17 protein-coding genes, 1 tRNA gene and 2 pseudogenes are annotated in these 23,724 nt (G+C 63.4%); 13 read left to right on the top strand and 7 right to left on the bottom strand.

Features of this window, described 5'->3' with window-relative positions:
• Window positions 1–102: 102 nt before the first annotated feature.
• The 3 genes from NO934_RS04125 (at window position 103) to NO934_RS04115 (ending at window position 3,108) form a co-directional block, all read left to right on the top strand.
• The gene (locus tag NO934_RS04125) at window positions 103–1,287 is read left to right on the top strand and encodes an amino acid aminotransferase (RefSeq protein ID WP_309162438.1); all 1,185 of its coding nucleotides are present in this window, start codon (window positions 103–105) and stop codon (window positions 1,285–1,287) included.
• A gap of 82 nt (window positions 1,288–1,369) precedes the next feature.
• Window positions 1,370–2,026 (top strand): fructose-6-phosphate aldolase, encoded by a 657-nt coding sequence (fsa, locus tag NO934_RS04120; RefSeq protein WP_309162436.1) that lies wholly within the window; start codon window positions 1,370–1,372, stop codon window positions 2,024–2,026.
• An 8-nt stretch (window positions 2,027–2,034) separates the two neighbouring features.
• Window positions 2,035–3,108: an Mrp/NBP35 family ATP-binding protein gene (locus NO934_RS04115; RefSeq protein ID WP_309162435.1), complete on the top strand. Its 1,074-nt coding sequence runs from the start codon at window positions 2,035–2,037 to the stop codon at window positions 3,106–3,108.
• Between the two features lie 9 nt (window positions 3,109–3,117).
• Here NO934_RS04115 and NO934_RS04110 read toward each other — a convergent pair whose 3' ends face one another.
• A complete protein-coding gene (locus NO934_RS04110; RefSeq protein ID WP_309162434.1) occupies window positions 3,118–4,128 on the bottom strand; it encodes an Ldh family oxidoreductase in 1,011 nt (336 codons plus the stop codon).
• Window positions 4,129–4,254: 126 nt separating this feature from the next.
• Between NO934_RS04110 and NO934_RS04105 the strand changes: the two genes are divergently transcribed.
• Window positions 4,255–5,586 carry a GH1 family beta-glucosidase gene (locus tag NO934_RS04105; protein ID WP_309162433.1) on the top strand — a complete coding sequence of 444 codons (1,332 nt, stop codon included), beginning with the start codon at window positions 4,255–4,257 and terminating at the stop codon, window positions 5,584–5,586.
• Between the two features lie 113 nt (window positions 5,587–5,699).
• Here the strand turns inward: NO934_RS04105 and NO934_RS04100 are convergent, their stop codons facing one another.
• A complete protein-coding gene (locus tag NO934_RS04100; RefSeq protein WP_309162432.1) occupies window positions 5,700–7,949 on the bottom strand; it encodes an LLM class flavin-dependent oxidoreductase in 2,250 nt (749 codons plus the stop codon).
• 89 nt (window positions 7,950–8,038) lie between these two features.
• Between NO934_RS04100 and NO934_RS04095 the strand changes: the two genes are divergently transcribed.
• From NO934_RS04095 to NO934_RS04080, 4 genes are all read left to right on the top strand, one after another.
• Window positions 8,039–8,416, top strand: coding sequence for a helix-turn-helix domain-containing protein (locus NO934_RS04095; RefSeq protein WP_309162431.1), 378 nt, complete (start codon window positions 8,039–8,041; stop codon window positions 8,414–8,416).
• A gap of 220 nt (window positions 8,417–8,636) precedes the next feature.
• Window positions 8,637–10,007 carry an ABC transporter substrate-binding protein gene (locus tag NO934_RS04090; protein ID WP_309163647.1) on the top strand — a complete coding sequence of 457 codons (1,371 nt, stop codon included), beginning with the start codon at window positions 8,637–8,639 and terminating at the stop codon, window positions 10,005–10,007.
• Between the two features lie 146 nt (window positions 10,008–10,153).
• Window positions 10,154–11,158, top strand: coding sequence for a sugar ABC transporter permease (locus NO934_RS04085; protein ID WP_309163646.1), 1,005 nt, complete (start codon window positions 10,154–10,156; stop codon window positions 11,156–11,158).
• Complete coding sequence (locus NO934_RS04080) at window positions 11,158–12,363, top strand: carbohydrate ABC transporter permease (protein WP_309162430.1); 1,206 nt, start codon at window positions 11,158–11,160, stop codon at window positions 12,361–12,363. Before NO934_RS04085 ends, NO934_RS04080 begins: the two co-directional genes overlap by 1 nt.
• A 224-nt stretch (window positions 12,364–12,587) precedes the next feature.
• Here the strand turns inward: NO934_RS04080 and NO934_RS04075 are convergent, their stop codons facing one another.
• A complete protein-coding gene (locus NO934_RS04075; RefSeq protein ID WP_309162429.1) occupies window positions 12,588–13,676 on the bottom strand; it encodes a substrate-binding domain-containing protein in 1,089 nt (362 codons plus the stop codon).
• Window positions 13,677–13,973: 297 nt separating this feature from the next.
• Between NO934_RS04075 and NO934_RS04070 the strand changes: the two genes are divergently transcribed.
• Together NO934_RS04070 and NO934_RS04065 are read left to right on the top strand one after the other, a co-directional pair.
• A complete protein-coding gene (locus tag NO934_RS04070) occupies window positions 13,974–15,656 on the top strand; it encodes an alpha-glucosidase family protein (RefSeq protein ID WP_309162428.1) in 1,683 nt (560 codons plus the stop codon).
• 20 nt (window positions 15,657–15,676) lie between these two features.
• Window positions 15,677–16,669, top strand: a pseudogene (locus NO934_RS04065) (ABC transporter ATP-binding protein); the annotation flags it as partial.
• A gap of 467 nt (window positions 16,670–17,136) precedes the next feature.
• Here the strand turns inward: NO934_RS04065 and NO934_RS04060 are convergent.
• Window positions 17,137–19,467 (bottom strand): HAMP domain-containing sensor histidine kinase, encoded by a 2,331-nt coding sequence (locus NO934_RS04060; protein ID WP_309162427.1) that lies wholly within the window; start codon window positions 19,465–19,467, stop codon window positions 17,137–17,139.
• A 260-nt stretch (window positions 19,468–19,727) separates the two neighbouring features.
• Here NO934_RS04060 and NO934_RS04055 point away from each other — a divergent pair.
• Window positions 19,728–19,804, top strand: a tRNA-His gene (locus NO934_RS04055).
• A 149-nt stretch (window positions 19,805–19,953) separates the two neighbouring features.
• Window positions 19,954–20,142: pseudogene (locus tag NO934_RS04050) on the top strand (helix-turn-helix domain-containing protein); the annotation flags it as partial.
• A gap of 91 nt (window positions 20,143–20,233) precedes the next feature.
• On the opposite strand, the gene NO934_RS04045 reads toward NO934_RS04050, so the two are convergent.
• Both NO934_RS04045 and NO934_RS04040 read right to left on the bottom strand, forming a co-directional pair.
• A complete protein-coding gene (locus NO934_RS04045; protein ID WP_309162426.1) occupies window positions 20,234–21,727 on the bottom strand; it encodes a DASS family sodium-coupled anion symporter in 1,494 nt (497 codons plus the stop codon).
• Between the two features lie 98 nt (window positions 21,728–21,825).
• Window positions 21,826–22,437: a L,D-transpeptidase gene (locus NO934_RS04040; RefSeq protein WP_309162425.1), complete on the bottom strand. Its 612-nt coding sequence runs from the start codon at window positions 22,435–22,437 to the stop codon at window positions 21,826–21,828.
• Window positions 22,438–22,565: 128 nt separating this feature from the next.
• Between NO934_RS04040 and NO934_RS04035 the strand changes: the two genes are divergently transcribed.
• Window positions 22,566–23,174: a DNA-3-methyladenine glycosylase I gene (locus tag NO934_RS04035; RefSeq protein ID WP_309162424.1), complete on the top strand. Its 609-nt coding sequence runs from the start codon at window positions 22,566–22,568 to the stop codon at window positions 23,172–23,174.
• A gap of 304 nt (window positions 23,175–23,478) precedes the next feature.
• Here the strand turns inward: NO934_RS04035 and NO934_RS04030 are convergent, their stop codons facing one another.
• Complete coding sequence (locus NO934_RS04030; protein ID WP_309162423.1) at window positions 23,479–23,724, bottom strand: hypothetical protein; 246 nt, start codon at window positions 23,722–23,724, stop codon at window positions 23,479–23,481.

Here is a 23,724-nt window from a genome sequence, read left to right as displayed (position 1 = left end):
CGCAAAACCATTCCGCTTGCCGTGTTCCCCCGGCCATTGCATTAGCGCCGGGGGAAACTATAAAGGCCGCGCGCCACTTTCTTCCCAGTTTCGAGAGCGAGAATGTTCGAGACCCTTTCCAAGGCCCCGCAGGATAAGATTTTTGCGCTGATGGCCGAGATTGCCGCCGATGATCGGCCCGGCAAGATCGACCTCGGCATCGGCGTCTATAAGGACGACGAAGGCAACACCCCCATCATGTCCGCCGTGAAAAAAGCCGAGGAACGCATTCTCGCGACCGCCAAGACCAAGACCTATATCGGGGTGGCCGGCAACAAGGGTTTCGCCGCCGCCATGGTCAAGCTGGCGCTGGGCGATACCGTTTCCACCGACCGCGTGCGGGCCGCCCAGGCTCCGGGCGGCACTGGGGCGCTGTGGGTGTTGCTGATGCTTTTGAAGCGCGCCAACCCCGATGCGACGGTCTGGATATCGGACCCCTCCTGGCCCAACCACAAGCCCATGGCCGAACAGGCCGGCTTCAAGGTCGCGTCCTACCCCTATTTCGATCCCGAAACCCGCGGCGTCCGCTTTGACGAGATGCTGGCGACGCTGGACAAGCTGGGCAAGAACGACATCATCCTCCTGCACGGCTGCTGCCACAACCCTACCGGCGCCAACCTCACCCATGAGCAATGGGATCAGGTTGTCGCATCCCTCAAGCGCACCGGCGCCTTCCCGCTGGTCGACATGGCCTATCAGGGCTTCGGCGATGGGCTCGAGGAAGATGCCTATGGCCTGCGCGCCGTCGCCCGCGAGATCGATGAATTCGTCTGCGCCACCTCGTGCTCGAAGAATTTCGGTATCTACCGCGAGCGTGTCGGCTGTTCCATCGTCGTCGCCAAGGATCCTGCATCGGCCGACGTCGCCAATTCGCAGATGCTCAACGTCGTGCGCGGCGCCTATTCCCAGCCGCCCGACCATGGTGCGGAAATCGTGCGCGTCATTTTGGAAGACGATGCGCTGCGCGCCGAGTGGAAGGCGGAGTTGGAGGCCATGCGCAACCGCATGATTTCCAACCGTCAGGCGCTGGCCGATGCCATCCGTTCGCGGTCCAATTCGTCCGATTTCGATTTCGTCGCCGAGCACCGGGGCATGTTTTCGCTGCTTGGCCTACCGGTCGAAACCGTCAACCATTTAAAAGCCGAAAATGCTGTCTATATGTTGGATGATAGCCGCATAAACATCGCCGGCTTGGCCGATGAGCGCATCCAGCGTCTGGCCGATGCCATTGTCGGTGCGACACGCTGACAGGCCTGAATCAGTTGCGGCAAAGCCGCTCTGTGCTACACCTTGGGTCCTAGACCAAAGTATGATCCCGAAGGGGGAAACAATGAAGTTCTTCGTCGATACCGCCGACATCAATGAGATCCGCGAGCTGCACGATGCCGGCCTGCTCGACGGCGTCACCACCAACCCTTCGCTGGTCGCCAAGTCGGGCCGTGATTTCAAGGAAGTGGTCAAGGAAATCTGCGACCTGCTGCCCGGTTTGCCGGTCTCGGCCGAAGTCGCCGCCACCGACTATGATGGCATGATGGCCGAGGCCGACGTGCTCTCGAAAATCGCCGACAACGTGGTCATCAAGGTTCCGCTGACCCTCGCCGGCCTCAAGGCCTGCAAGACCTTGTCCGATCGCGGCATCAAGACCAACGTCACCCTGTGCTTTTCGGCCAACCAGGCGCTGCTCGCCGCCAAGGTGGGCGCGACCTACATCTCGCCGTTCCTGGGCCGCCTCGATGACATCAATCTCGATGGCATGCAGCTCATCCAGGATATCCGGGTGATCTACGACAATTACGATTTCTCGACCCAGATCCTGGCTGCTTCCATCCGTTCAGCCAATCACGTTTCCGATGCCGCACTGGCCGGTGCCGATGTGGCGACCATTCCGCCCGCAGTCCTCAAGAAGCTGGCCGATCACCCGCTGACCGATAAGGGCCTGGCCGCCTTCGTCAAGGATTGGCAGTCCACCGGCCAGTCGATCATCTGACACCAGCGTTGGACGAAGACGTAGCGAAAAAAGTCCGCGCGGCGCTGGGCACCATTGAGGTGCCCGGCGGCGCTTCGCTTGCCGAATTCCCCGGCCTTTCCGACATCATCGTCACCAAGAGCGCCATCGCCTTTGCCATTTCGGTGGCGCCGGGCATGGAAAAGGCCTTCGCTCCGGCCCGCACCGCCGCCGAGGAAGCGGCCAAGGCCGTTGCCGAAGGCCGCAAGGTCATGGTGTCGCTCACCGGAGACAAGGCCCCCGCCCAGGCTGCCCCGCAAACTCCGGGCAAGCGCCCCGGCCCTCCGCCCAAGACGCCGGTTCCTGGCATCCGGCACATCATTGCCGTGGGCTCGGGCAAGGGCGGCGTCGGTAAATCCACCTGCGCCGTCAACATTGCCCTCGGGCTGGCCCAACAGGGGCTCAAAGTCGGCATTCTCGATGCCGATCTCTACGGTCCTTCGCTTCCCAAGCTCCTGGGGCTTGAAGGCAAGCCCGCCGTTCGCGATGACGGCATCTTCAAGCCGTTCGAGGTCTTTGGCCTCAAGGCCATGTCCATCGGCCCCATGCTGACCGGCAGCCAGGCCGTCGTCTGGCGCGGCCCCATGGCGACATCGGCCCTGCGCCAGCTCCTGCGCGAAACCGCCTGGGGCGAACTCGACGTGCTCGTCGTCGACATGCCGCCCGGCACCGGCGACATCCAGATTTCGCTCGTCCAGCAGGTCGAACTGACCGGCGCGGTGATTGTCTCCACCCCGCAGGACCTCGCCCTGATCGATGCGCAAAAAGCCATCGACATGTTCCGGCGCACCAATGTGCCGGTCTTGGGCATCGTTGAAAACATGAGCTTTTTCATCGCCCCGGACACCGGCAACCGCTACGACATTTTCGGCCATGGTGGCGCCAGGGCGGCAGCCGGCGAACTCGGCATCCCCTTCCTTGGCGAAATCCCGCTGGTGATGGCCATCCGCGAGGGCGCCGATGCCGGCCGCCCCGCCGTAGCAACGAGCCCCGACGGCCCGGACGCCCAGGCTTTCCTCACTGTCGCGCGCCAGCTTATAAAAGCGGTCTCGCTGCGCAGCTAAGTGTGACTTCTACGCTACGGCCAATGCCTCAAGCGCTGCAAGGTTGTCTTGCGAAATGGGAATGCCGTGCCGGGCGGCCTTTCGCCGACATTCGAGCCGCCGGTCCCCCGGCAGTCTCGAAACCCCTGCCGCCTTCATCCGCTCGATCAGTGTCTCGACCCGCAGCCCGAACCGTTCGGCACCACCGCGGGCCGGATCGATCAGCAGGATGAACTGCCCGGTATGGGGTGTCTGCGCACCCTTATGCCCCGACCAGTCGAACTCGAAGGAAAAATGGCCGCCCGTGAGCGCCGCGCTCAGCAACTCGACCATCATCGAAATCGAAGAGCCCTTGTGCCCGCCGAAGGTCAGGAGCGCCCCGCCATCGAGCACCGCCCGCGGATCGGTGGTCGGCTGCCCCTGGGCGTCCACGCCCGAATTGGGCGGCAGGCTCATGCCGGTCCGGGCTGAAATCTGGACGTCGCCATTGGCCATGGCCGAGGTGGCAAGATCAAAGACCAGCGGCTCGTCCGCTCCCGCGACCGGCGTGGCAAGGGCAATGGGGTTGGTCCCGAACAGAGCGCTCTTGCCATCGAAGGGAACGGTACAGGCAAAGCTGTTGACGGCGCTGAGCGCCAGGAACCCTTCTCGCGCAAAGGGCTCGACGTCCGGCCAAAGGGCGCTCAGATGGTGGGAATTGCGGATGGCGAGAATGGCAACCCCGTTCGCCCGTGCCTTCTCGATGGCCATGTCGCGCCCCAGCGCCAGGGCGGCCTGGGCAAAACCATTGTCGGCGTCCACGCGGCAGAAGGCGGGAGCGACATCCTCGAGCACGGGGTTGGCTTTCCCGTTCACCCAGCCTGAACTGAGGGAATCGACATAACCCTTCATGCGGAAGATGCCATGGCTATGGGCGCCGTCACGCTCGCACATCGCGCAGTTCTCCGCCAGAAGCGCCGCAACGTCCTCGCGCGTGCCGTGCCGCAGAAAAATGGCCCGCAAGAGAGTGACGAGTTCTGAATAGGCAAGGGTCGTGGTCACGGGGAGCTCCGGCGGGTCCTGTCGGAAGGTTTCCTATAGGAAATATCGTCCCGCGTGACAAATTCGCCAAACCCTGCTACCTCTAATGTAACCGATTACAAAAACTTCTTCGGGCGGAGAGCACCCATGTTCAGCCACAAGCGCGCCGATTTCGGCGACGGTTTCCTTTTCGGCACCGCAACCGCTTCCTATCAGATCGAGGGCGGTCAAACCGATGGGCGTGGCCCGTCCATTTGGGACAGCTTTTCTGCCACCCCCGGCAATGTCCACAATGGGGAAACCGGCAAGATCGCCTGCGATCATTACAACCGCTGGCCGGAGGATCTGGACCTGCTGGCCGATGGCGGTTTTGACGCCTACCGCTTCTCTTTCGCTTGGCCGCGCCTCATTCCCGAGGGCGTGGGGCCGGTCAACCAGAAGGGTCTCGATTTCTATGATCGCCTGATCGACGGCATGCTGGAGCGGGGGCTGAAGCCCTTCGCCACCCTCTACCATTGGGACCTGCCGAGCGCCCTGCAGGACAAGGGTGGCTGGCTCAATCGCGACATCGCCAACTGGTTCGCCGATTACGCCACCCTGGTGCACAAGCATTTCGGCGACCGACTCGAAACCATTGCCACCATCAACGAACCCTGGTGCGTTGCTTTCCTCTCGCACATGCTTGGCGCTCACGCCCCGGGCTATCGCGATATCCGCGCCGCCGCCCGCGCATCCCACCATGTGCTTTTCGCCCATGGAACGGCCATCAACGCGATGCGCGCCCAGGGCGGGAAAAATCTCGGCATCGTGTGCAATTTCGAGATCGCCCAGGCCGCAACCGGCAAGCCTGAGGATATGGGCGCCGCGCGCCTCTGGGATGGCATTTTCAATCGCTGGTATCTCGACGGCCTGTTCAAGGGCAAATACCCGGCCGATGTCGTTTCCCATTTCAATCCGCACATGCCCGACGGATACACGGACGACATGGACGTCATTTCCACCCCGGTCGACTGGCTGGGCGTCAATTACTACACTCGCGGCCTTTACGAGCACGCCCCCGAGCGCGGCGCCTTCCCACTGCGCAAGGTCGATGGCCCTCTTGAAAAGACCGATATCGGCTGGGAAATCTTCCCCGAGGGCCTTGAGGAAATCCTGACCCGCATCTCGGCTGACTACACCGATCTGCCGCTCTACGTCACCGAAAACGGCATGGCCGAGGTGGAAGGCACCGACGATCCCCGCCGCGTCGCCTATTACGATGCCCATCTGGGTTCGGTGCTGGCGGCTAAAAAGCGTGGCGCCGATGTGCGCGGCTATTTCGGTTGGTCGCTGCTCGACAATTACGAATGGGCCGAAGGCTATAACAAGCGCTTCGGCCTGGTTCACGTCGATTACAAGACCCAGAAGCGCACCCCCAAATCTTCTTACCGCGCTTTCCAGACGCTCCTGACCGGCGCCAACCGTTCGCAGGTGGCGTAGCCGAGGCAGCCGTCGCCTCGGGGCCTCGTGTGGCCTTCGAGGCCTTGAGGGACAAGGGAACTCGAAGGGCGGACGGGGGTGCGCTGAGCCTGCCAAAAGCACCCTCGCGGCTGCTATCCCACCTCCCGCAATTCCTCCGCCGGCGGAATGGCAAAGTTCTGGTTGAACACGTTGCCCGGATCGTAGCGCCGCTTGAGCGCCCGCAGTCGGGACAAGGCCGGCTCGGGAAAGGCCTCGGTCAGCCGATCGGGATGCGTATCGGTCTCGAAGTTAAGATACATTCCGTCGAGCAACGGCCGCAATTGGTCCCAAAGCGCGTCGAGCACGTCCGCGCTCCCCCGACTGCCCGCCGCGATCAGCGAGAAATTCTGCGTCCGGTGCGGATAGGCCATCGCATCGCTCGGCACGTCGTTGACCGCTCCGCCCACCGAGCGGACCTGTAGCAGATTGGCCGCTCCGGAGGAGAGCAGGGCACTTGCCCGTCTGGCGATCTCGGGCGTGAAATGCTCCACCAGCCCCGAGCGGATCACCGCGCCGCCCCCATGGTGCTCCCCACCCGGTTGCGCAATGATCGCGGGGTAGGGCACGAGATAGGCCCGCTGCTCGATGATCGGCCCGGCTTCGGACAATGCGTTGATGGCTTCGGCCGCCGCGTCGGTATCCTCGCCGGCATAGACCGTGATCGCCTGCGCCACGGGCGGCTGGCCGCCGCGCCGTCCCACCGCCATCAGGAAGCTGGTGACCTCGCGCGGCGAGGCTTCGACCAGTCCGCCCCAGCGCTCCAGGATGCCCGCCATGTCGCTGCCATCGAACACCTGGATCGCCTGCACGATATTGCCCAACCGATAGGCTGCGAGTTCGAACGCCGTGACGATTCCGAAATTGCCGCCCGCGCCTCGAATGGCCCAGAACAGGTCCGGCTCGTTTTCCGCATCAGCACGCACGATCCGGCCGTCGGCCAGAACGATCTCCGCTGCCACCACATGGTCGATGGTCAGCCCGAACTTGCGCGCCAGATAGCCAAGTCCGCCCGCCGTCGCGAGGCCGCCCACGCCGACGCCGCCATAATCGCCCGAACTCATCGCAAGCCCATGCTCGGCAAGCTTGGCGGCGACCTCGCTCCAGCGTGCCCCTGGCCCCAGCCGCACCAGCCCGCGTTCGGCATCGAGCACCTCGATCCCGTTCATTGCTCCCAGGTCGATGACGATGCCGCCCCGATTGGTGGACCGTCCGCTGATCCCATGCCCGCCACTCCGCACTGAAAGCGGCACGTCTTGCGCGCGGGCGTAAAGCACCGCCTCGGAAACTTCCCCGGCGTTTTGCGGCTTGATCACCAGGCCCGGCCGCCCCGACCAGACATAGGAATGACGCACCCCGCCATAGCGGAAATCCCCCGGCTCGATCGCCCGGTCGGAAAGAGCAGCGGGCAGGGCGTCATAGTCGATCCCCTCGACGCGTTTGGACAGCGCCCGGCTCGATTTCGGCGCAGCCGTCCCCGTCTGCGCCCGCGCCTGGTCCACAGCCGCGCGGACGGCAGGCGCGATCTCCTCGCCGAGCGTGCGGATCATCTCCGGATCGTCGCCACCAAAGAAGAAACCCGAAAACCCGTGCTCGAGCACCAGCCCCGTCAACTGCTCGATCCACTCCCCAGCCGATTCCCCGGACAGCCGCATGATGTTGAGCAGCCGCTTTATATCCGAAGGCTGCCGCCCCGCCGCGAGCGCCGCCTCGTCGATCATGGCGTTCGATTCAGCGATCGTGGGCGATTTGATGTAGTCGAGCGAAGGCAGCCACCCGTCGGCCTTGGCCCCGGTCAGTGCCAGCATGCGTGGCTTGTAGGCGCCCAGCCAGATGCCGATCTCATGGGCAGGCCTCGGCCCGCGCCGCAGCCCGGCAATCTTGTAGTGCTCGCCCTCATGCTTCAAACCGGCACGGCTGGTGTCCCACACCCCGCGCATCACCTCGATCGCTTCGTCGAGCGCGTCCACGCGCTGGCCTGCGGTGAGGTCCGGCCCGCCGGCCGCCTTGATCGCGTCGCCGAACCCGCCAGCCCCCAGCCCCATCTCGAAGCGTCCGCCCGACAGCAGGTCGATGCTGGCCGCCGCCTTGGCCAGAACGACCGGCGGGCGCAGCGGCAAATTGCTCACATTGGCCGCCACCCTGATCCGGCTGGTTTTGGCCGCGATCCAGGTCAGAAGCGTGTAGGTGTCCAGAAAATCCGAGTTGTAGGGATGGTCCTGGATCGTCACCGCATCGAGCCCCGCCGCCTCGGCGGCCTGGGCCACCGAAACCGCGTGCTGCGGATCTTTTGCTGACGGGGTGGTGAAGGTGCCGAACAGAAGCTCGTGTCCATAGTCAGGCATACCTTGCCCCTTGTTACTGTTTGTTCCTGCAGTATATGAAGATCACGTTCAAAGCCCGCAAGACGGCACTTCGATGTTAGGTAAGGCACATGAATGTAACGACTTCGGAACAGACCCATCCCACGGCCGAATGCCTCAAGGTCAGCCAGGTTCTTGCCCGCATCGGCGACAAATGGAGCCTTCTGATCGTCACCCGCTTGGGTGAGGGCCCCTTGCGGTTCGGCCAATTGCTGCGCTCGATCGAGGATATCTCCCAACGCATGCTCACGCGCACCCTGCGCGGCCTTGAGCGCGACGGCCTCGTCCAGCGCACCGTCATCCCCTCGCTGCCGCCGCGCGTGGAGTACGAATTGACCGAATTGGGCAGGTCCCTGCAGGGGCCGGTGACGGTCCTGAGCACCTGGGCGGCCGAGAATCTTTCGGCCATCGATGCAGCCCGAGCCAGTTACGATCGGGAACCCGGTTAACGTTTGCGCATTAAGTCGCCGGCAGCGGTTCCAGGCCGGATCGCAACCGCGTTACACGCTTGGCAATCAACACACTTTATGCAACCCTCGAAGTGCCGCACGTCAGAGCCCGCATCCTCAATTGGGCCGGCAAAAACGTTTTGGTTGCCAAAACGTTTTGGAGTGTCGTATGCGGCAGCTTGACGCGTCTTCGCGTCTCCATGTGCTATGGGAGGACTACATGCACAAAACCCTTTTGGCCGGAGTGTCCGCTCTGGCTCTTTCCCTTGTCGCGACGTCCGGCTTCGCTCAGGATATCGTCCGCGGCGAGGGCGATTTCAGCTGGGATTCGCTCGACGCTTTCGAAGCCGAATATGGCGACTCGCTTGAGGGTCAGCAATTGAGCTTCTGGACCCCCTGGCGGGACGATCCGGGTGACGCCTCCCAGTGGCGCGCCGTCGTCTCGTTCTTTGAGGAAGCCACCGGCGTCACCGCCCAGCTCGGCTCTTCGCCCAATTACGAGGAACAGGCCCGCATCGATATCGCAGCCGGTTCGCCCGCCAACATCACCATTCTGCCCCAGCCCGGCCTTCTCGCCGAATTTGCAAGCCAGGGCGCGCTCGTCGATCTGGGTGAGGAAACCACCAGCTGGATCGATGAAAACTATGCCGCCGGGGAATCCTGGTCGGCCCTTGGCCAGTTCGAGGGCGAAGGCGGCGAGGTGGCCCAATATGCCTTCCCCTTCAAGCAGGAAGTCAAATCCCTGATCTGGTACTCGCCCATCAATTTCGATGAAATGGGCTATGAAGTTCCCGAAACCATGGAGCAGCTTTTCGAGCTCCAGGAACAGATCAAGGCCGATGGCGGCGTGCCCTGGTGCGTGGGTCTTGAATCGGGCGGCGCCACCGGCTGGCCGGCGACCGACTGGATCGAGGACCTGATGCTGCGCACCCAGACCCCGGAAGATTATGACGCCTGGGTGTCCAATGAGCTGCCCTTCAACGATCCCAAGGTGGTCGAGGCCATCGAGATCTTCGGCTCCATCGTCAAGGACGATGCCAATGTCGCGGGCGGCACGGCTGCCGTGGCCACCACGGCGTTTGGTGACAGCCCGCTGGGCCTCTTCACCATCCCGCCCCAGTGCTACCTGCACAAGCAGGCGTCCTTCATCGCGTCCTTCTTCCCGGAAGGAACCGAAGCGGGCACCGACTACGACTTCTTCTACATGCCGCCCTATGAAGCCGAAGCCGATCTGGGCCGTCCGGTCCTGGGTTCGGGCACGCTGGTGTCGATCACCTCGGATTCCGATGCGGCTCGCGCCTTCATCGAATATCTCAAGACCCCGATCGCGCATGAAATCTGGATGGCACAGGAAAATTCGAGCTTCCTGACCGCCCATACCGGCGCCAATGTCGATGTCTATTCGTCCGACGCGCTGCGCGCACAGGGCGAAATCCTGCTCGAAGCGACAACCTTCCGCTTCGACGGATCGGACATGATGCCCGGCGCCATTGGTGCTGGCGCGTTCTGGACCGGCATGGTCGATTTCGTGAACGGCGCTTCCGCGCAGGAAGCGGCCGACCAGATCCAGGCCGCCTGGGACAATCTCTGATCAAGCATCGGCTGCGGGGCTAACTCCCCGCAGCCTTTCCGGCTTGGCGCGGCTCGCGCCTCGGATTAATCTTTTTCCATCGGGCTTTCCGATGGAGGAGCAACAATAGCCGCATCAGCGGCCAGTGAGGGGGCAGGCGGGGGATGATAGAACAGGTTCTTGGTGCCGTCCTGGCGGTGATCGTGGCCCTTGCCGCGGCAGTGGCCTATTTCTGGGGCAGCAATTGGCTGCTCGACAAGTTTCTTGTCGGCGATGCGTCCGCCGAGGGCTCGGTGCGGCAGGATCGGCTGCGCACCTCGATCCGGCCCTGGCTGTTTCTCGCCCCGGCGCTGTTGTTCCTGTCGCTCTATCTCGTTTACCCGGTTTTCGAAACCATCCGGCTGAGCCTGTTCAACGCCAATGGCTCGCGTTTCGTGGGTTTTTCCAACTATATCTGGGCGATAAACGACGCCAATTTCCGCCAGTCGCTGCTCAACAATTTCCTCTGGCTGCTGATCGTGCCGGCGCTCTCCACCGCCTTCGGCCTGGTCATCGCCGTGCTGGCCGATCGCGTCTGGTGGGGCAACATCGCCAAATCGCTGATCTTCATGCCCATGGCGATTTCATTTGTCGGTGCCTCGGTCATCTGGCGGTTCGTCTATGCTTATCGCGGCCCCGACCAGCCGCAGATCGGCGTCCTCAACGCCATCGCCACTGGCCTCGGTAATCCGCCGCAAAACTGGCTCACCATCATTCCGTGGAACTCCTTCCTCCTGATGGTCATCCTCATCTGGATTCAGACCGGCTTTGCCATGGTCATCCTCTCGGCCGCCCTGCGCGGCATCCCCGAGGAAACCATCGAGGCGGCGCGTATCGACGGCGCCAATGACATTCAGATTTTCTTCACCATCATGATCCCGCAGATCACCGGCACGCTGATCGTGGTCTGGACCACCATCACCATTACCGTGCTCAAGGTCTTCGACATCGTCTTCGCCATGACCGGCGGTCAGTTCCAGACCGAGGTTCTGGCCAACCTCATGTATTCGTGGATGTTCCGCTCGGGCGATTTCGGGCGCGGTTCGACCATCGCCGTGGTCATCCTTATCGCCGTCCTCCCGATCATGATCTGGAACATCCGTAACGCCAACCGCGAGCAGGGGACACGCTGATGAGCACCGCCACCACAGCCCCCGCCACCGAGGCGGCCGAGGAGCAATATCGGGCTTCGATCTGGTCCCGCATCAAGATCGGGCGGCTTGTCGCCAACATCGCACTGTTGCTGATCGTCGCGCTCTGGACCTTCCCGACCGCGGGCCTCCTGATCTCCTCGGTCCGCGATGCCGACCAGCTTGCTCTCTCAGGCTGGTGGACCTCGCTCACCACCTCCCAGACCACCGGTGCCGCCGCACTGGGCAGTGCCGAGGAACAGGTCGAGGAAAACGGGCAATACGTCATATCCGGAGATATTCTGGACGAATCATCGGGTCTGACCGTCAGCGCGGTGGGCATCACCAGCCGTGAACCGGGCGCTTTTGAAGTCGGCCAACCGGTGGAAATGCGCGATGGAGGGCAGATGGTTGTCGAGCCGGACGGCGCCTATCGCTGGACCTCGGCGACGCCGTTCGAACACGAGCGCGGCCCCCGCGTCTACTATCGCGCCAGCGAGCCGCCGCGCTTCACCCTCGATAACTATTGGTCCGTGCTCACCGCCAACGGCATCGGCCAGTCCTTCCTCAATTCCTTGACTGTCGCCATCCCCGCCACCGTCGTCCCGATACTCATCGCCGCCTTCGCCGCCTATGCGCTGGCCTGGATGAGCTTTCCGGGGCGCGGCGTGCTGGTCGCCATTATCGTCGGCCTCCTCGTCGTGCCGCTGCAGATGTCGCTGATCCCGATCCTGCGCTTCTACAATGGCGTTGCCGATGTCTTCGGCGGCGAGGCCAAGGGCTATCTCGGGGTGTGGTTGGCGCACACGGCGTTCGGCCTGCCACTCGCCATATTTCTTTTGCGCAACTACATGGTCGGCCTGCCGCGCGAGATCATGGAAAGCGCGCGCATGGATGGCGCCAGCCACTTCCAGATCTTCACAACAATGGTGCTGCCCCTGAGCTTTCCGGCGCTGGCCTCCTTCGCCATCTTCCAGTTCCTCTGGGTCTGGAACGATCTGCTCGTCGCGCTGATCTTCCTCGGTTCTCAAAACACCGAACTGGTATTGACCGGCCGCCTCATCAATCTGCTCGGCAGCCGCGGCAACAATTGGGAACTTTTGACCGCCGGCGCCTTCATTTCGATGATCGTGCCGCTGATCGTCTTCTTCTCCCTCCAACGCTACTTCGTCCGTGGTCTTCTGGCGGGCTCGGTCAAGGGCGGGTAAGTGGGCAGATAGATACCCGCTGCCCGAACATCTCACCAGCTCAGCGCCTCCCTCCACTGGGGGAAGGGGGCGCGTTCTGCAGTGTTTGTGCTTTTGCCGAAGCGTTACCCCGAGCTACCCTTCTCCCCTGGTGGGAGAAGGTGGATCGCCCGAAGGGCGAGACGGATGAGGGGGGCGCAGCACTGACCGGGGACACTGACGTCTGGAGTTGACAGCCGCGAGCCTCAAACCACCTCCACACTCTCCGCGATCGCCCCGCCATCAACCCCATCCGCCAGGTCGAACACGGACGGAATCAACGTCCCCGACACCGTCTTGCGCTCGCACTGTCGGATCACCTCGGCCACCAGCGCCCGTCCCGCCGCCCGCAGTGATGACCGCACATAGGTGATCTGCCCCTCGATGGGCGCGAGGTTGAGATATTGCAGCTCGTCATTCATCGAGGCGATCATTACGTCGCGCCCCGGCATGCGTCCCGCCCGCGTCACCGCCGAAACCCCTTCCACCGCCATCAGGATCGACGAATACATAAAGGCGGTGATTGACGGATCGGCCAGCGCCAGCTCGGTCAATTGGAACCCCGCCTCCACCATCGGGTGGGTGCCTTCGAGATAGGTCACCGTCTCGGGCGGCAGGCCATGGTCGGCCAGCGCATCGTAAACCGCCTGCCGGCGCGTCGTTGCATAAAGGAACCGCTCGTCGCCATTGATGAAGGCGATCCGCCTGTGCCCATTGGCGATCATCAGCTTAGTGAGATTGTAGAAATTGCCGTAATTGTCGACATCCACCCAGCCATATTCGCCCTGCCGTTCCTCGCGCCCATGCACCACGAACGGCACTCCCGCTTCGAGCAGGAAGCTGATGCGCGGATCGTTGGGGCGGGGCAGGTCGACGATGAACCCGTCCACGCTCCCGTCGCGCACATAGCGCTCATAGGTGGCAAGCTGGCGCCCCGGCGTTTCCGAGGTCATCACGATATCGTAGTGGTCGATGCGCGCCTCGCGCAAAACGCCAGCCATCACCTCCACGAAATGCGGATCGACGAATTTGTTGTCGTCGTCCGATTGCACCCAGGCGATCGAGTGGGAGCGCTGCGTCACCAGCCTCTGCGCATTGCGGTTGGGCGTATATCCCAGCCGCCGCGCCGTATCCACGATCTTTTCGCGCGTCTTTTCGCCCACATCTGTATAGCCGTTGAGCGCCCGCGAGATCGTGGTGATCGAAACGTCCAGCTCGGCCGCCAGATCCTTGATCGTGACGTTTCTGCTTGCTGAGCCGCCCTGCTTGCGCGAGCGGCGGGGTGGAGTGGTCATCGTCGTTTTTCCGGGCTCCTCCGACCCGTGGGGCCAACGCCCGGCAACCCTTGTCATGGATCGGTCACACTGGGCTTGTCACACATGCACAACATTGCGCACCCGAGCGCAAGTCCCGATTGACGGAGGCACGATAGCCGGCGTAAGCACGCAAAGCCAAAACGTTTTGGAAACAAGTCGTAAGGCATAATGGAGAGCTGGCCCGCCGCACGAGACCGGTCTCCGTCAGGGTCTTGAATTTTTGAACGCGCGCCGGCTCCGTCCGGCCGTTCTTCGCTTAGGGGAGTTCGCTCGGCGATGAGTTATTTTGCGCCCGAGTCCAGGCAGTATGTCCACCCGGAAGACATCTCGCCCGCAGCCCGTGATTGGTGGCGCGGCGCGGTGATCTACCAGATCTATCCGCGTTCCTTTCAGGACCACAACAATGACGGTGTGGGCGATCTCGTCGGCATCACCTCGCGCCTCGAATATGTCGCCGATCTCGGGGTGGATGCCGTCTGGCTGTCGCCGGTTTTTACCTCGCCGATGAAGGATTTCGGCTACGACGTCTCGAACTATCGCGACATCGATCCCACCTTCGGAACGCTGGAAGATTTCGATCGCCTCGTGGAAAAGGCCCACTCCCTTGGCCTCAAGGTCATCATCGACCAGGTGATCTCCCACTCCTCGGATCGCCATCCCTGGTTTGCCGAAAGCCGGCTGTCGCGCACCAATGAAAAGGCTGATTGGTATGTCTGGGCCGATCCCAAGCCCGATGGCAGCCCCCCCAACAACTGGCTTTCGATCTTCGGCGGCTCGGCCTGGCACTGGGACGGGCGGCGCATGCAGTATTACCTGCACAACTTTCTCACCTCCCAGCCGGACCTCAACTTCCACAACCCGGCGGTGCAGGACGCGCTTTTGGGCGAGATGCGCTTCTGGCTCGAGCGCGGCGTCGATGGTTTCCGCCTCGACACCGTGAACTTTTATTTCCACTCCCAGACGCTGCAATCCAACCCGCCCGTGCGGCCCGAGGATTACAGCGCCTCGACCGCTCCTGCGGTCAATCCCTACAATCTGCAGGAACATCTCTACGACAAGAGCCAACCCGAAAACGTCGAGTTTTTAAAGCGCGTACGCGCCCTGCTCGATGAATATCCCGGCTCGACCACCGTAGGCGAGATCGGCGACGCCCAGCATCAGCTCGAAGTCATGGCCCAATACACCTCGGGCAATGACAAGCTCCATATGTGCTACACCTTCGATTATCTGGGCGGCGAATACACTGCCCGCCATTTCGCCGAAGCGCTGAGGATGACAAAGGAAAAGGCGCCCGAGGGCTGGATCTGCCTTGCCTTTTCCAACCACGACGTCGTCCGCCACGTCTCGCGCTGGGCGCCGCACGGTCATGAGGGGCGCCTGACCAATCAGGCCGCGCTGCTCCTGATGACCATGCGCGGTTCGGTCTGCCTTTACCAGGGCGAGGAGCTGGGGCTCACTGAAGCCGAGATCGCCTATGACGATCTCGTCGATCCTTACGGCATCGAGTTCTGGCCCGAATTCAAGGGCCGCGACGGCTGCCGCACCCCCATGGTCTGGCACGCTCATGTCCGCAATGGCGGCTTTTCCGCCGCCGATCGCACATGGCTACCGGTTCCGGCCCAGCACCTGGCGTATGCCGTCGACCAGCAGGACAATGTCGCCAACTCGACGCTCTCGTTCTACCGCGCCGTGCTGCGCTTCCGTAAGGAGCATCCGGAGCTGGTCAAGGGCGATATCGAGGTGATCGAGGGAACCCCCGAAGGGGTATTGGCCTTCACCCGCTCGCTGGATGGGCGCACCCTGTTCTGCGCCTTCAACATGTCCACCGAACCGGTCGACTACGATCTGCCCGAGGGGCTGTCCCCCACCGATGCCGGCGCGCCCGGCTCGGATGGTCAGCTCACCGGCACTCGGTTGAGTTTCGGCCCGTTCGGGGCCTATATTGCAAGCATAAGCTAAAAGGAAACTGGGAGGGGACCATGTCTGACTTGAAGATTACCAATCTTTACAAGCGCTATGGCCATGTCGAGGTGTTGAAAGACATCAATCTCGACATCAAGTCGGGCGAATTCATAGTTTTCGTCGGCCCCTCCGGCTGCGGCAAGTCCACGCTTTTGCGCACCATTTCAGGGCTCGAGACCATATCCTCGGGCAAGCTGGAAATCGGCGGCCGTGTCGTCAATGACGTTGCGCCGTCCAAGCGCGGCATCGCCATGGTGTTCCAGTCCTATGCGCTCTATCCGCATATGACGGTCTTCGACAACATGGCCTATTCCTTAAAGCTCACCCGTACGCCCAAGGACGAAATCCGCCAGAAGGTCGAAGCCGCCGCCGATATGCTCCAGCTCCGCCCGTACCTCGATCGCCTGCCCAAGGCGCTCTCGGGCGGCCAGCGCCAGCGCGTCGCCATCGGCCGCGCCATCGTGCGCAACCCGCAGGTGTTCCTGTTCGACGAACCGCTCTCCAACCTCGATGCCGCCCTGCGCGTCGCAACCCGCATGGAGATCGCCAAGCTCAAGGAAACGCTGCCCGACACCACCATGATCTACGTCACCCACGATCAGGTCGAAGCCATGACGCTGGCCGATCGCATCGTGGTATTGAAGGACGGCAAGGTCATGCAGGTCGGCACCCCCATGGAGCTTTACGACCATCCCCAGTCCCTGTTCGTCGCTGGCTTCATCGGCAGCCCCAAGATGAATTTCCTGCACGGCAAATATGCCGAGGTCTATAAGGCCGCCACGGTCGGCGTGCGCCCCGAACACATGGAAATCGCCCCCAACGGCACGGGCAATTGGTCGGGCAAGGTGATCTATTCCGAAGATCTGGGCTCGGACAGCTACATCTATGTCGACATCGGCGAAGAGGAAGCGGTGATCATCCGCCAGGACGGCAAGGCTCCCTATCGTTCCGGCGATACCGTCTCGTTCCGCCCCAAGGGTGATCTCTACCACCTCTTCGATGCGTCCGGCGCCCCATTGAACGGCGGCGTTGCTACGCCCACGGCGGCATCTTCCGCGTCAGCCGAGCCCGCCAACCCGATGGAAGAGGGCACGCCCGACGCCGGAATCGTCGGCTCAGCCGGCGCCGTCGCTACCCCCGCTAAACCGGCGCGCGCCAGCTCGGCGACCAAATCGGCGACATCCAAGGCCGGCACGGTGAAGACCACCACCGCCCGAAAGACTCCTGCCAAGCCAAAGGCGTAAGCCCGACACGGCTACCGCAGGGCTGCCACTTCCTACCCTTCTCCCTTGGCGGGAGAAGGTGGCTCGCGAAGCGAGACGGATGAGGGGGCGCAGCGTTTACAGCCCAGCCAGGGTCGATGTTTGGCCGGACGTTGCCACGGGGCGCCCTTCTCCCCTGGCGGGAGAAGGTTGCCGCGAAAGGTCGGATGAGGGGTGCGCAGCGCCAATGGCGACAGCCCAGCGCCTGATAAACCCTATCGCACCACCAGGCTTGCCGGAATCGTCAGCGTCATCAGCGTCCCGCTCTCGCTCGCCGGATCGAGTCTCAACGAACAGGCATTGACCGCCACCAGCGAGCGCGTGAGCGTCAGCCCGATGCTTGATTGGCTCGGCTTGCGCTGCGTGCCGTCCGCCGCCACCCCATCGCGGAACACCACGAACCGCTCGGCCAGCGCTCCGGGCGCCTTGGCGCCATCGCGCACATGGATGGAGATCGAGCCGTCGTCCTCGACCTGTCCTGAAAGCACCACGCGGCTGCCTTCGCCCGCTTCGCTGATGGCGCTCGCCAGCATGTTGAGCACGGCCTGTTTCAGCGTCCCCGCGTCCACCCGCGCCATGGGCAGCCGCTCGCTGATCGCGCTGCGCAGCAGCACGCGCTCCTTGCTGGCCTGTCCGCGCACCCGCACCAGGCACTCGGCCAGAAGCGTGGCGATATCCACATCGGCCGGCCAAACCTGCATCTCGCCCTCGGCCAGCCGCACGAAATCGTCGAGCTCGTCGGCAAGGTCGCCGATCTCTGCGCTCGCTGAACGGATGTCGCGGGCATATTCGAGATAGCGCGGATTGGCGAGCGGTCCGAAGGATTCCGAAGCGATCAGCTCGGAAAATCCCGCGATGGTGTTGAGCGGCCGGCGCAGCCCGCGCGTGATCCGGCCCAGCGTCGCGGCGGGTAATGCGCCCTTGCCGGTGGCTGCGCCAGAGGCCGCCGCGCCGCCGAGCAGCCCGAAATAGCCTGAAACGATCCCCGCCCGGCCTTCCGCGAACAGCGTCAGCGTCTGCCCCGCCCGTGTGCCCTTGAGCGCGATCGCGGGCCGCACCCCGCCCGCATAGCGCGCCGGCAGGCTCAGGAATTGGCGCAGCGCTGATTGCTCTGCCCGCGCCACCAGCGCGGTGAGCGGTGCGCCCTCGCTCACATCGAGCCCGTTCGCCGTTCCCTTGACGAATGAGGTGACGATGCCCGCCCGGTCGGCGGTGACGAAATCGAACCCGGCCACCTTGGCCCAGAGCTGGGCAAACTGGCTCACTTCCGCCTCGCGCAGCGGCTCGATCTCGCTCGCCCGCGCCGAAAGCATGAAGCTCGGCTTGCCTTGCCAGGTCACGGCGTTAAGCCGCGCATTGACCGGCACCTTGGCGCCATCCTGGCGCACAAGATGGCTCACCGGTCCGGCAGGTTCGCCCGCATCGATGGTGGGAAAGACCGCCGCCAGCCCCAGGCCACGCAGTGTCGTGGCGTTCTCATAGCCCGTCAGGTCAACAAGCGCCCGGTTGGCGAAAAGGATGTCCTGGTCGCGGAAGATCAGGATGCCGATCGGCAACCGGTTGAGCACCAATGCTTCTTCCGAAAGCGGCACAAGCGCCCCGCGCGCGCTCGTTTGCCGGGGCAGGGGAGTGGGCGCTTCCTCCCTCGGCTCCTCGCGGCCGATCCGGTCGGTGAGGATGCGCGAGAGCTCCTCGAAATTATAGCGCGACGTCTGTTCCACCGCCTCCGAGGCCGCGTCCGGCTCCTCGCCACCCGTCTCGAGCGGCTCCTGGTATTCGGTCTTGGGCAGCACGAGCCCGCGCCCGGTCACCTGCCAGAGACCAGCCCGTTCCGCTCCCCGGTCTTGCTGGCCATCGGCGGCAAAGGCGGCTTCCTCCTGCGCCAGCGGATCGTCATTGCCCCAATCGGATTGCCCCGCGCTGGTGTTCGCTTCGACCTCAGCGTCATAGGCGATGGCCGCATAATCGCGGCCGGGAACCGGGCCGGGGAAGGACTCGTCATCGTCGGCTTCAAGCGGCTCGAAAAGCGTCTGGTGCTGGGCAAGCTTATCGACCAGTGCCGACAAGCCCTCCAGCGTGGGCGCCGCGTCCTGGCCGCTGCCATCCTCGTCTGCAGCCGGCGCAACGCTCACGGACTCGGTCGTTTCGACTGTCGGCTCGTTTTCCCGCGCCGCATCGAAGATCTCGGCCGCGATCGGGTCCACCCCCACCATCAGCAGGTATGGAGCGTCATCGTCCAGCCGCATCACCGTGCAGCGGCAGGTGGCCGAAAGCGGTTTGCGTCCGGCCAGAAAGTGCATGCGCGAAAGCGTGGGTTGCCCGACGAGGCCAAGCCGCAGGATTCGCGCGATCTGCCCTTTGACCGGAACCGCCGGCTCGCGTCTTTTGACTTCGCCGTCCGCCATCCGGGCGCCGAACAATCCGGCCGCCCTGTTGGTCCAGGCCGGCCGTTCCCCCTCGGCTGGCCACAGCCAGGCCGGGTGCGGGTCGTTTTCGAGCCGCTCCAGGATTTGGGCCTGTTCTGCGCTGGTCCGGTCGAGCGTCATGTCCTGTCCGTCTTGTCCAACCCAAGGGCGCAAAGCGCCCATGGTTGACGAAAACTTAAATATAGGGACTCCGCGCCCCGGTCCACGCCTTGCGTGCCTTCACCCCCGTCAAACCCCTCGAATGGTTAAGACGAGCGCGGGGGCAAAAAACCTTTTCCCCACGGACAAACCGCTCTTGTCTTTGCTTTCATCTCGCCCTATGTTCCGCCGCGTTTCGGGACGACGCCGCCACAAGCGTCCTTGATGTCCCCAACGCCCATGCCGTCGTAGCTCAGTTGGTTAGAGCGCTAGATTGTGGATCTAGAGGTCCCCCGTTCGATCCGGGGCGACGGTACCACCTTTCCCGCCACCCGCACTCCCGCCGCCGCAAACGCGCCTGCTTCCCCTGCGTTAACCTTTTGTTAACCCTATCGGTAAACTATTTGTGATGTGAGCAGTTTGGGGGCTCAGAAAGGACGTGCCGTGTACGACTTTGCTCCAAACGCTGAACTGGCCGAGGCCCTTGTGGGGCTGCCGGTTGCCGATGTGGAACGGGATCTGATTCTCGCAACGCTGCGGCAAACCAATGGCAACCGCACCCATGCCGCCGAAATCCTGGGGATTTCGGTCCGGACCATTCGAAACAAGCTCAAGGACTATGCCGATCGGGGTTTCGACATCCCGCATGCGGCATGACCGTCTCAGCCGGGGCGATCCAATGACCCCGGAGATGATCGAACAATAGCTCTGGCCCGGCGACGAGGTCGCCGGACCAATTTTCGTTCTGCTATTGGGCTGCGTTCACCCAGCCGGGCAATTCGCCGGGCGTGACGCCCATCAGGGCGATCATCAGCCCATAGGCCAGCGTGGTGATCACCACCACCGAGAGCAGGTTGAGCCACAGGCCCTGCCGCGCCATCTGCGGAATGGTCACATGGCCCGAAGCGAAAACCAGCGCGTTGGGCGGAGTGGCCACCGGCAGCATGAACGCCATGGACGAGGCGAGCGCGGCGGGAACGGTCAGTAGCAGCGGATTTTCGCCCAGGCTCACCGCCAGTGCCGCCAGCAGCGGAATGAAGGCCGCAGCCGTCGCCGTGTTGGAGGTGAACTCGGTCAAAGCCAGAATCACCAGCGCCACGACGAACACCACGGCGATCAGCGGCAGCGCACTGGCCGAAGCGCCAAGCAGGTCGCCGATCCACACATCCAGCCCCGTGGCCGTCACGGCGGCGGCAAGGCTGAGCCCGCCGCCGAACAGGATCAGCACATCCCATGGCAGCTTGCGCGCGTCATGCCATTCCAGCAGCGCGCCGCCCTCCCGGTCGCCTGAAGGGGCAACAAACAGCACCAGCCCGGCAAGAATGGCGATGGAGGTGTCGGTGAGCCCCGGAATGAAGTCGTCCAGCACCGTGCGGAAAATCCAGGCCAGCGCCGTCACCACGAACACGATGCCGACGCGGATTTCTGCCTGGGTCCATGGACCGATCTCGGCGAGCTGGGCGCGGAACAATTCCTCGGCGCCTTCGAGCTCCCCCTTCTCCAGCCGGATGGAGAATCGGGTCAGCACCAGCCAGGTGCCAAACAGCACCACAACGGCCACCGGCACGCCCACGATCATCCATTGGGCAAAGCCCAGATCATAGCCGTAGCTCTGGTTGAGCGCGCCGGCCAAAAGCGCATTGGGCGGGGTGCCGATCAGGGTCGCAACGCCGCCGATCGAGGCCGCATAGGCAATCGAAAGCAGCAAAGCCAGCGGGAACTGGGACGATCCGCCGCGCTCCTTGATCAACTCGGCCACCGAAAGCGCCACCGGCAGCATCATCACCGCCGTTGCCGTGTTGGAAACCCACATCGAGCAGAACGCGGTAGCGATCATGAAGCCGCCAACGATCTGGCGCTGCCCCGATCCGGTGCGCAGAACGATGTTGAGCGCCACGCGCCGGTGCAGGCCCGAGCGTTCCATGGCAAGCGCCAGGAGAAAGCCGCCCATGAACAGGAAAATGATCGGGTCGCCATAGGGGGACGTCGCCGCCCCTTGCGAGGTGGCGCCCAATATGGGCATAGCCGCAACGGGGATCAGCGCAGTGGCCGGAATGGGGACCGCCTCGGTGATCCACCAGATGATCATGAGGCTCGCAATGGCCACCACGCGCCACCCTTCGGTCGAAAGGCCGTCGGGGGCGGGAAGAAACAGCAGAGCAACAAAAACGACCAACCCAATGCCGATCGGAATCGGACGCATGGGAAAGCGGTCGCTGACTTTGGTATCCGTCTGGGTCATCAAGAATCTCGTCAGCTTAAGGGAATGGCGCCTCCCTTTGCGGATGCTGACGCTTGCGTCAATGCCTTGACCGACTTTTGCCCCAGGTGCGGACGCCTCTAGATGACGATCACTTTTGCGCCCACCGGCACACGCTCATAGAGGTCGATCACGTCCTCATTGGTCATCCGGATACACCCCGAGGAGACCGAGCGCCCGATGGTCCAGGGCTCGTTGGTTCCGTGGATGCGGTAGAGCGTCGAACCCAGATATAGTGCCCGCGCGCCCATCGGGTTGTTGGGGCCGCCCTCCATGAATCGCGGCAGTCCCGGCTGGCGCGCATGCATTTCGGCCGGCGGTGTCCAGCTCGGCCATTCGGCCTTGCGCGTCACCCGATGCGTACCGCTCCACTCGAACCCGACCCGCGCCACGCCAATCCCATAGCGCATCGCCTTGCCTCCATCGAGCACCAGAAACAGGAAGTGCTGCTCGGTATCGACCACCAGCGTTCCCGGCGCTTCGCTTGTTGCGTAGCTCACCACCTGGCGCAGATAGGCAGGGTTGATCGTCTGGCCGGCCTGGTAGGGGCGCAGGTGCTCGGGCGTTTGCGGCGTCTGCGTTGCCGCTGGCGCCCCGAACATGGCATCGAGATAGCCGCGATAGCCCGATTGCGCCTGCGCGGGGGCAATAAGCAGGAGAGAGGCCAGAAGGGCAGGGGCGATGCGGATCATCGGCGACTCGATTGCAGCGACAAGGGAACCCGATTTTTGCCCGCCCAGCGGCAAAGATTGCGTCAAACGGGGTGGTTAATCGGGTGCTCACCGCTATGGTTACCCGACTTTTGCAGGGAGCCGATTCCATGACCGACACCGCGCCCGTCCGCTGCCCCTGGGCCGGCAGCGATCCGCTCTATCAGGCCTATCACGACACCGAATGGGGCTTCCCGGTTACCAGCGATACCAGGCTTTTCGAAAAGCTCTGCCTCGAAGGTTTCCAGTCGGGCCTGTCCTGGCTCACCATCCTGCGCAAGCGCGAAAATTTCCGCGCCGCCTTTGCCGGTTTCGATATCGACAAAGTCGCCGCCTTCGACGAACCCGACATCGAGCGCCTGTTGGCCGATGCCGGCATCGTCCGCCATCGCGGCAAGATCGTGTCCACTATCAACAACGCCCGCCGCGCCCAAGCCTTGCGTGACGAGTTCGGCACGCTCGCTGCTTATTTCTGGCGCTTCGAGCCCCTCGCCGATGAGCGCCCCGCCGACCATTCCTGGGAAACCCTGCGCACCATCGCCACCACGCCGGCTTCGGTACGGCTATCGAAAGACCTCAAAAAGCGCGGCTTCACCTTCGTCGGCCCCACCACCTGCTACGCCTTCATGCAGGCCATGGGGCTCGTCAACGACCACATGGACACCTGCCACTGCCACGCCCCCATCGAAGCCCTGCGCGCCGATTTCGTGAGGCCATAAAATGAAACAGGGACAGGGGGGCGAGCGGTCCACCAGAATCACCCACCCACCAACGGTGTCACCCCGGGCTTGACCCGGGGCAAGGTATGCGCGCCGTTCTCGGTTCTTTTTCGACACTAAGGCGAAAAGCGACGGTTTAAACGCGGCAGGCGTTGCCTCCGCGCAAGGCGACTGCTGGACCCCGGGAATAAATCCCGGGGTGACACGCGGCGGTAACGTACCCCAACGCTTCCCTTGTCATTCCGGGACTTGTTCCCGGAATCCAGCAGCGGCCTCAGCCAAGAGCGCCGAGCTCATAAGGTGACTACGGCCTGGCATAGACCATCATCACCGTGGGCATACTTGGCGGGTCCACGATAGTGGGCAGCCCAATGTCACGGCGGATCGAGTTGGGCAGGTCGATCGGGCGGATCGTTTGCACCCGGCGCTTGCCGCGCACCATCGCCTTGATGGCCGCCAGCACCACCCGCCACTTGCCGTGTTCGGCAATAAGGGTATCCACGGAAATCCGCAGCACCGCGTGTTCGTTTGAAGCCTGAATATGCGACAT

The organism is Pelagibacterium sp. H642 (assembly GCF_031202855.1).
Classification (GTDB): domain Bacteria; phylum Pseudomonadota; class Alphaproteobacteria; order Rhizobiales; family Devosiaceae; genus Pelagibacterium.
The sequence above is the reverse complement of the archived record's forward strand: the minus strand, read 5'-3'. Positions and strand labels throughout refer to the sequence as shown.

Excerpts from the sequence above, each read along its gene's own strand:
- NO934_RS04105 (WP_309162433.1), top strand. The coding sequence starts at position 4,255 with ATGTTCAGCCACAAGCGCGCCGATTTCGGCGACGGTTTCCTTTTCGGC.
- NO934_RS04080 (WP_309162430.1), top strand. The coding sequence starts at position 11,158 with ATGAGCACCGCCACCACAGCCCCCGCCACCGAGGCGGCCGAGGAGCAA.
- NO934_RS04060 (WP_309162427.1), bottom strand. The coding sequence starts at position 19,467 with ATGACGCTCGACCGGACCAGCGCAGAACAGGCCCAAATCCTGGAGCGG.
- NO934_RS04045 (WP_309162426.1), bottom strand. The coding sequence starts at position 21,727 with ATGACCCAGACGGATACCAAAGTCAGCGACCGCTTTCCCATGCGTCCG.
- NO934_RS04070 (WP_309162428.1), top strand. The coding sequence starts at position 13,974 with ATGAGTTATTTTGCGCCCGAGTCCAGGCAGTATGTCCACCCGGAAGAC.
- NO934_RS04030 (WP_309162423.1), bottom strand. The coding sequence starts at position 23,724 with ATGTCGCATATTCAGGCTTCAAACGAACACGCGGTGCTGCGGATTTCC.
- fsa (WP_309162436.1), top strand. The coding sequence starts at position 1,370 with ATGAAGTTCTTCGTCGATACCGCCGACATCAATGAGATCCGCGAGCTG.
- NO934_RS04040 (WP_309162425.1), bottom strand. The coding sequence starts at position 22,437 with ATGATCCGCATCGCCCCTGCCCTTCTGGCCTCTCTCCTGCTTATTGCC.
- NO934_RS04100 (WP_309162432.1), bottom strand. The coding sequence starts at position 7,949 with ATGCCTGACTATGGACACGAGCTTCTGTTCGGCACCTTCACCACCCCG.
- NO934_RS04095 (WP_309162431.1), top strand. The coding sequence starts at position 8,039 with ATGAATGTAACGACTTCGGAACAGACCCATCCCACGGCCGAATGCCTC.
- NO934_RS04090 (WP_309163647.1), top strand. The coding sequence starts at position 8,637 with ATGCACAAAACCCTTTTGGCCGGAGTGTCCGCTCTGGCTCTTTCCCTT.
- NO934_RS04035 (WP_309162424.1), top strand. The coding sequence starts at position 22,566 with ATGACCGACACCGCGCCCGTCCGCTGCCCCTGGGCCGGCAGCGATCCG.
- NO934_RS04125 (WP_309162438.1), top strand. The coding sequence starts at position 103 with ATGTTCGAGACCCTTTCCAAGGCCCCGCAGGATAAGATTTTTGCGCTG.
- NO934_RS04075 (WP_309162429.1), bottom strand. The coding sequence starts at position 13,676 with ATGACCACTCCACCCCGCCGCTCGCGCAAGCAGGGCGGCTCAGCAAGC.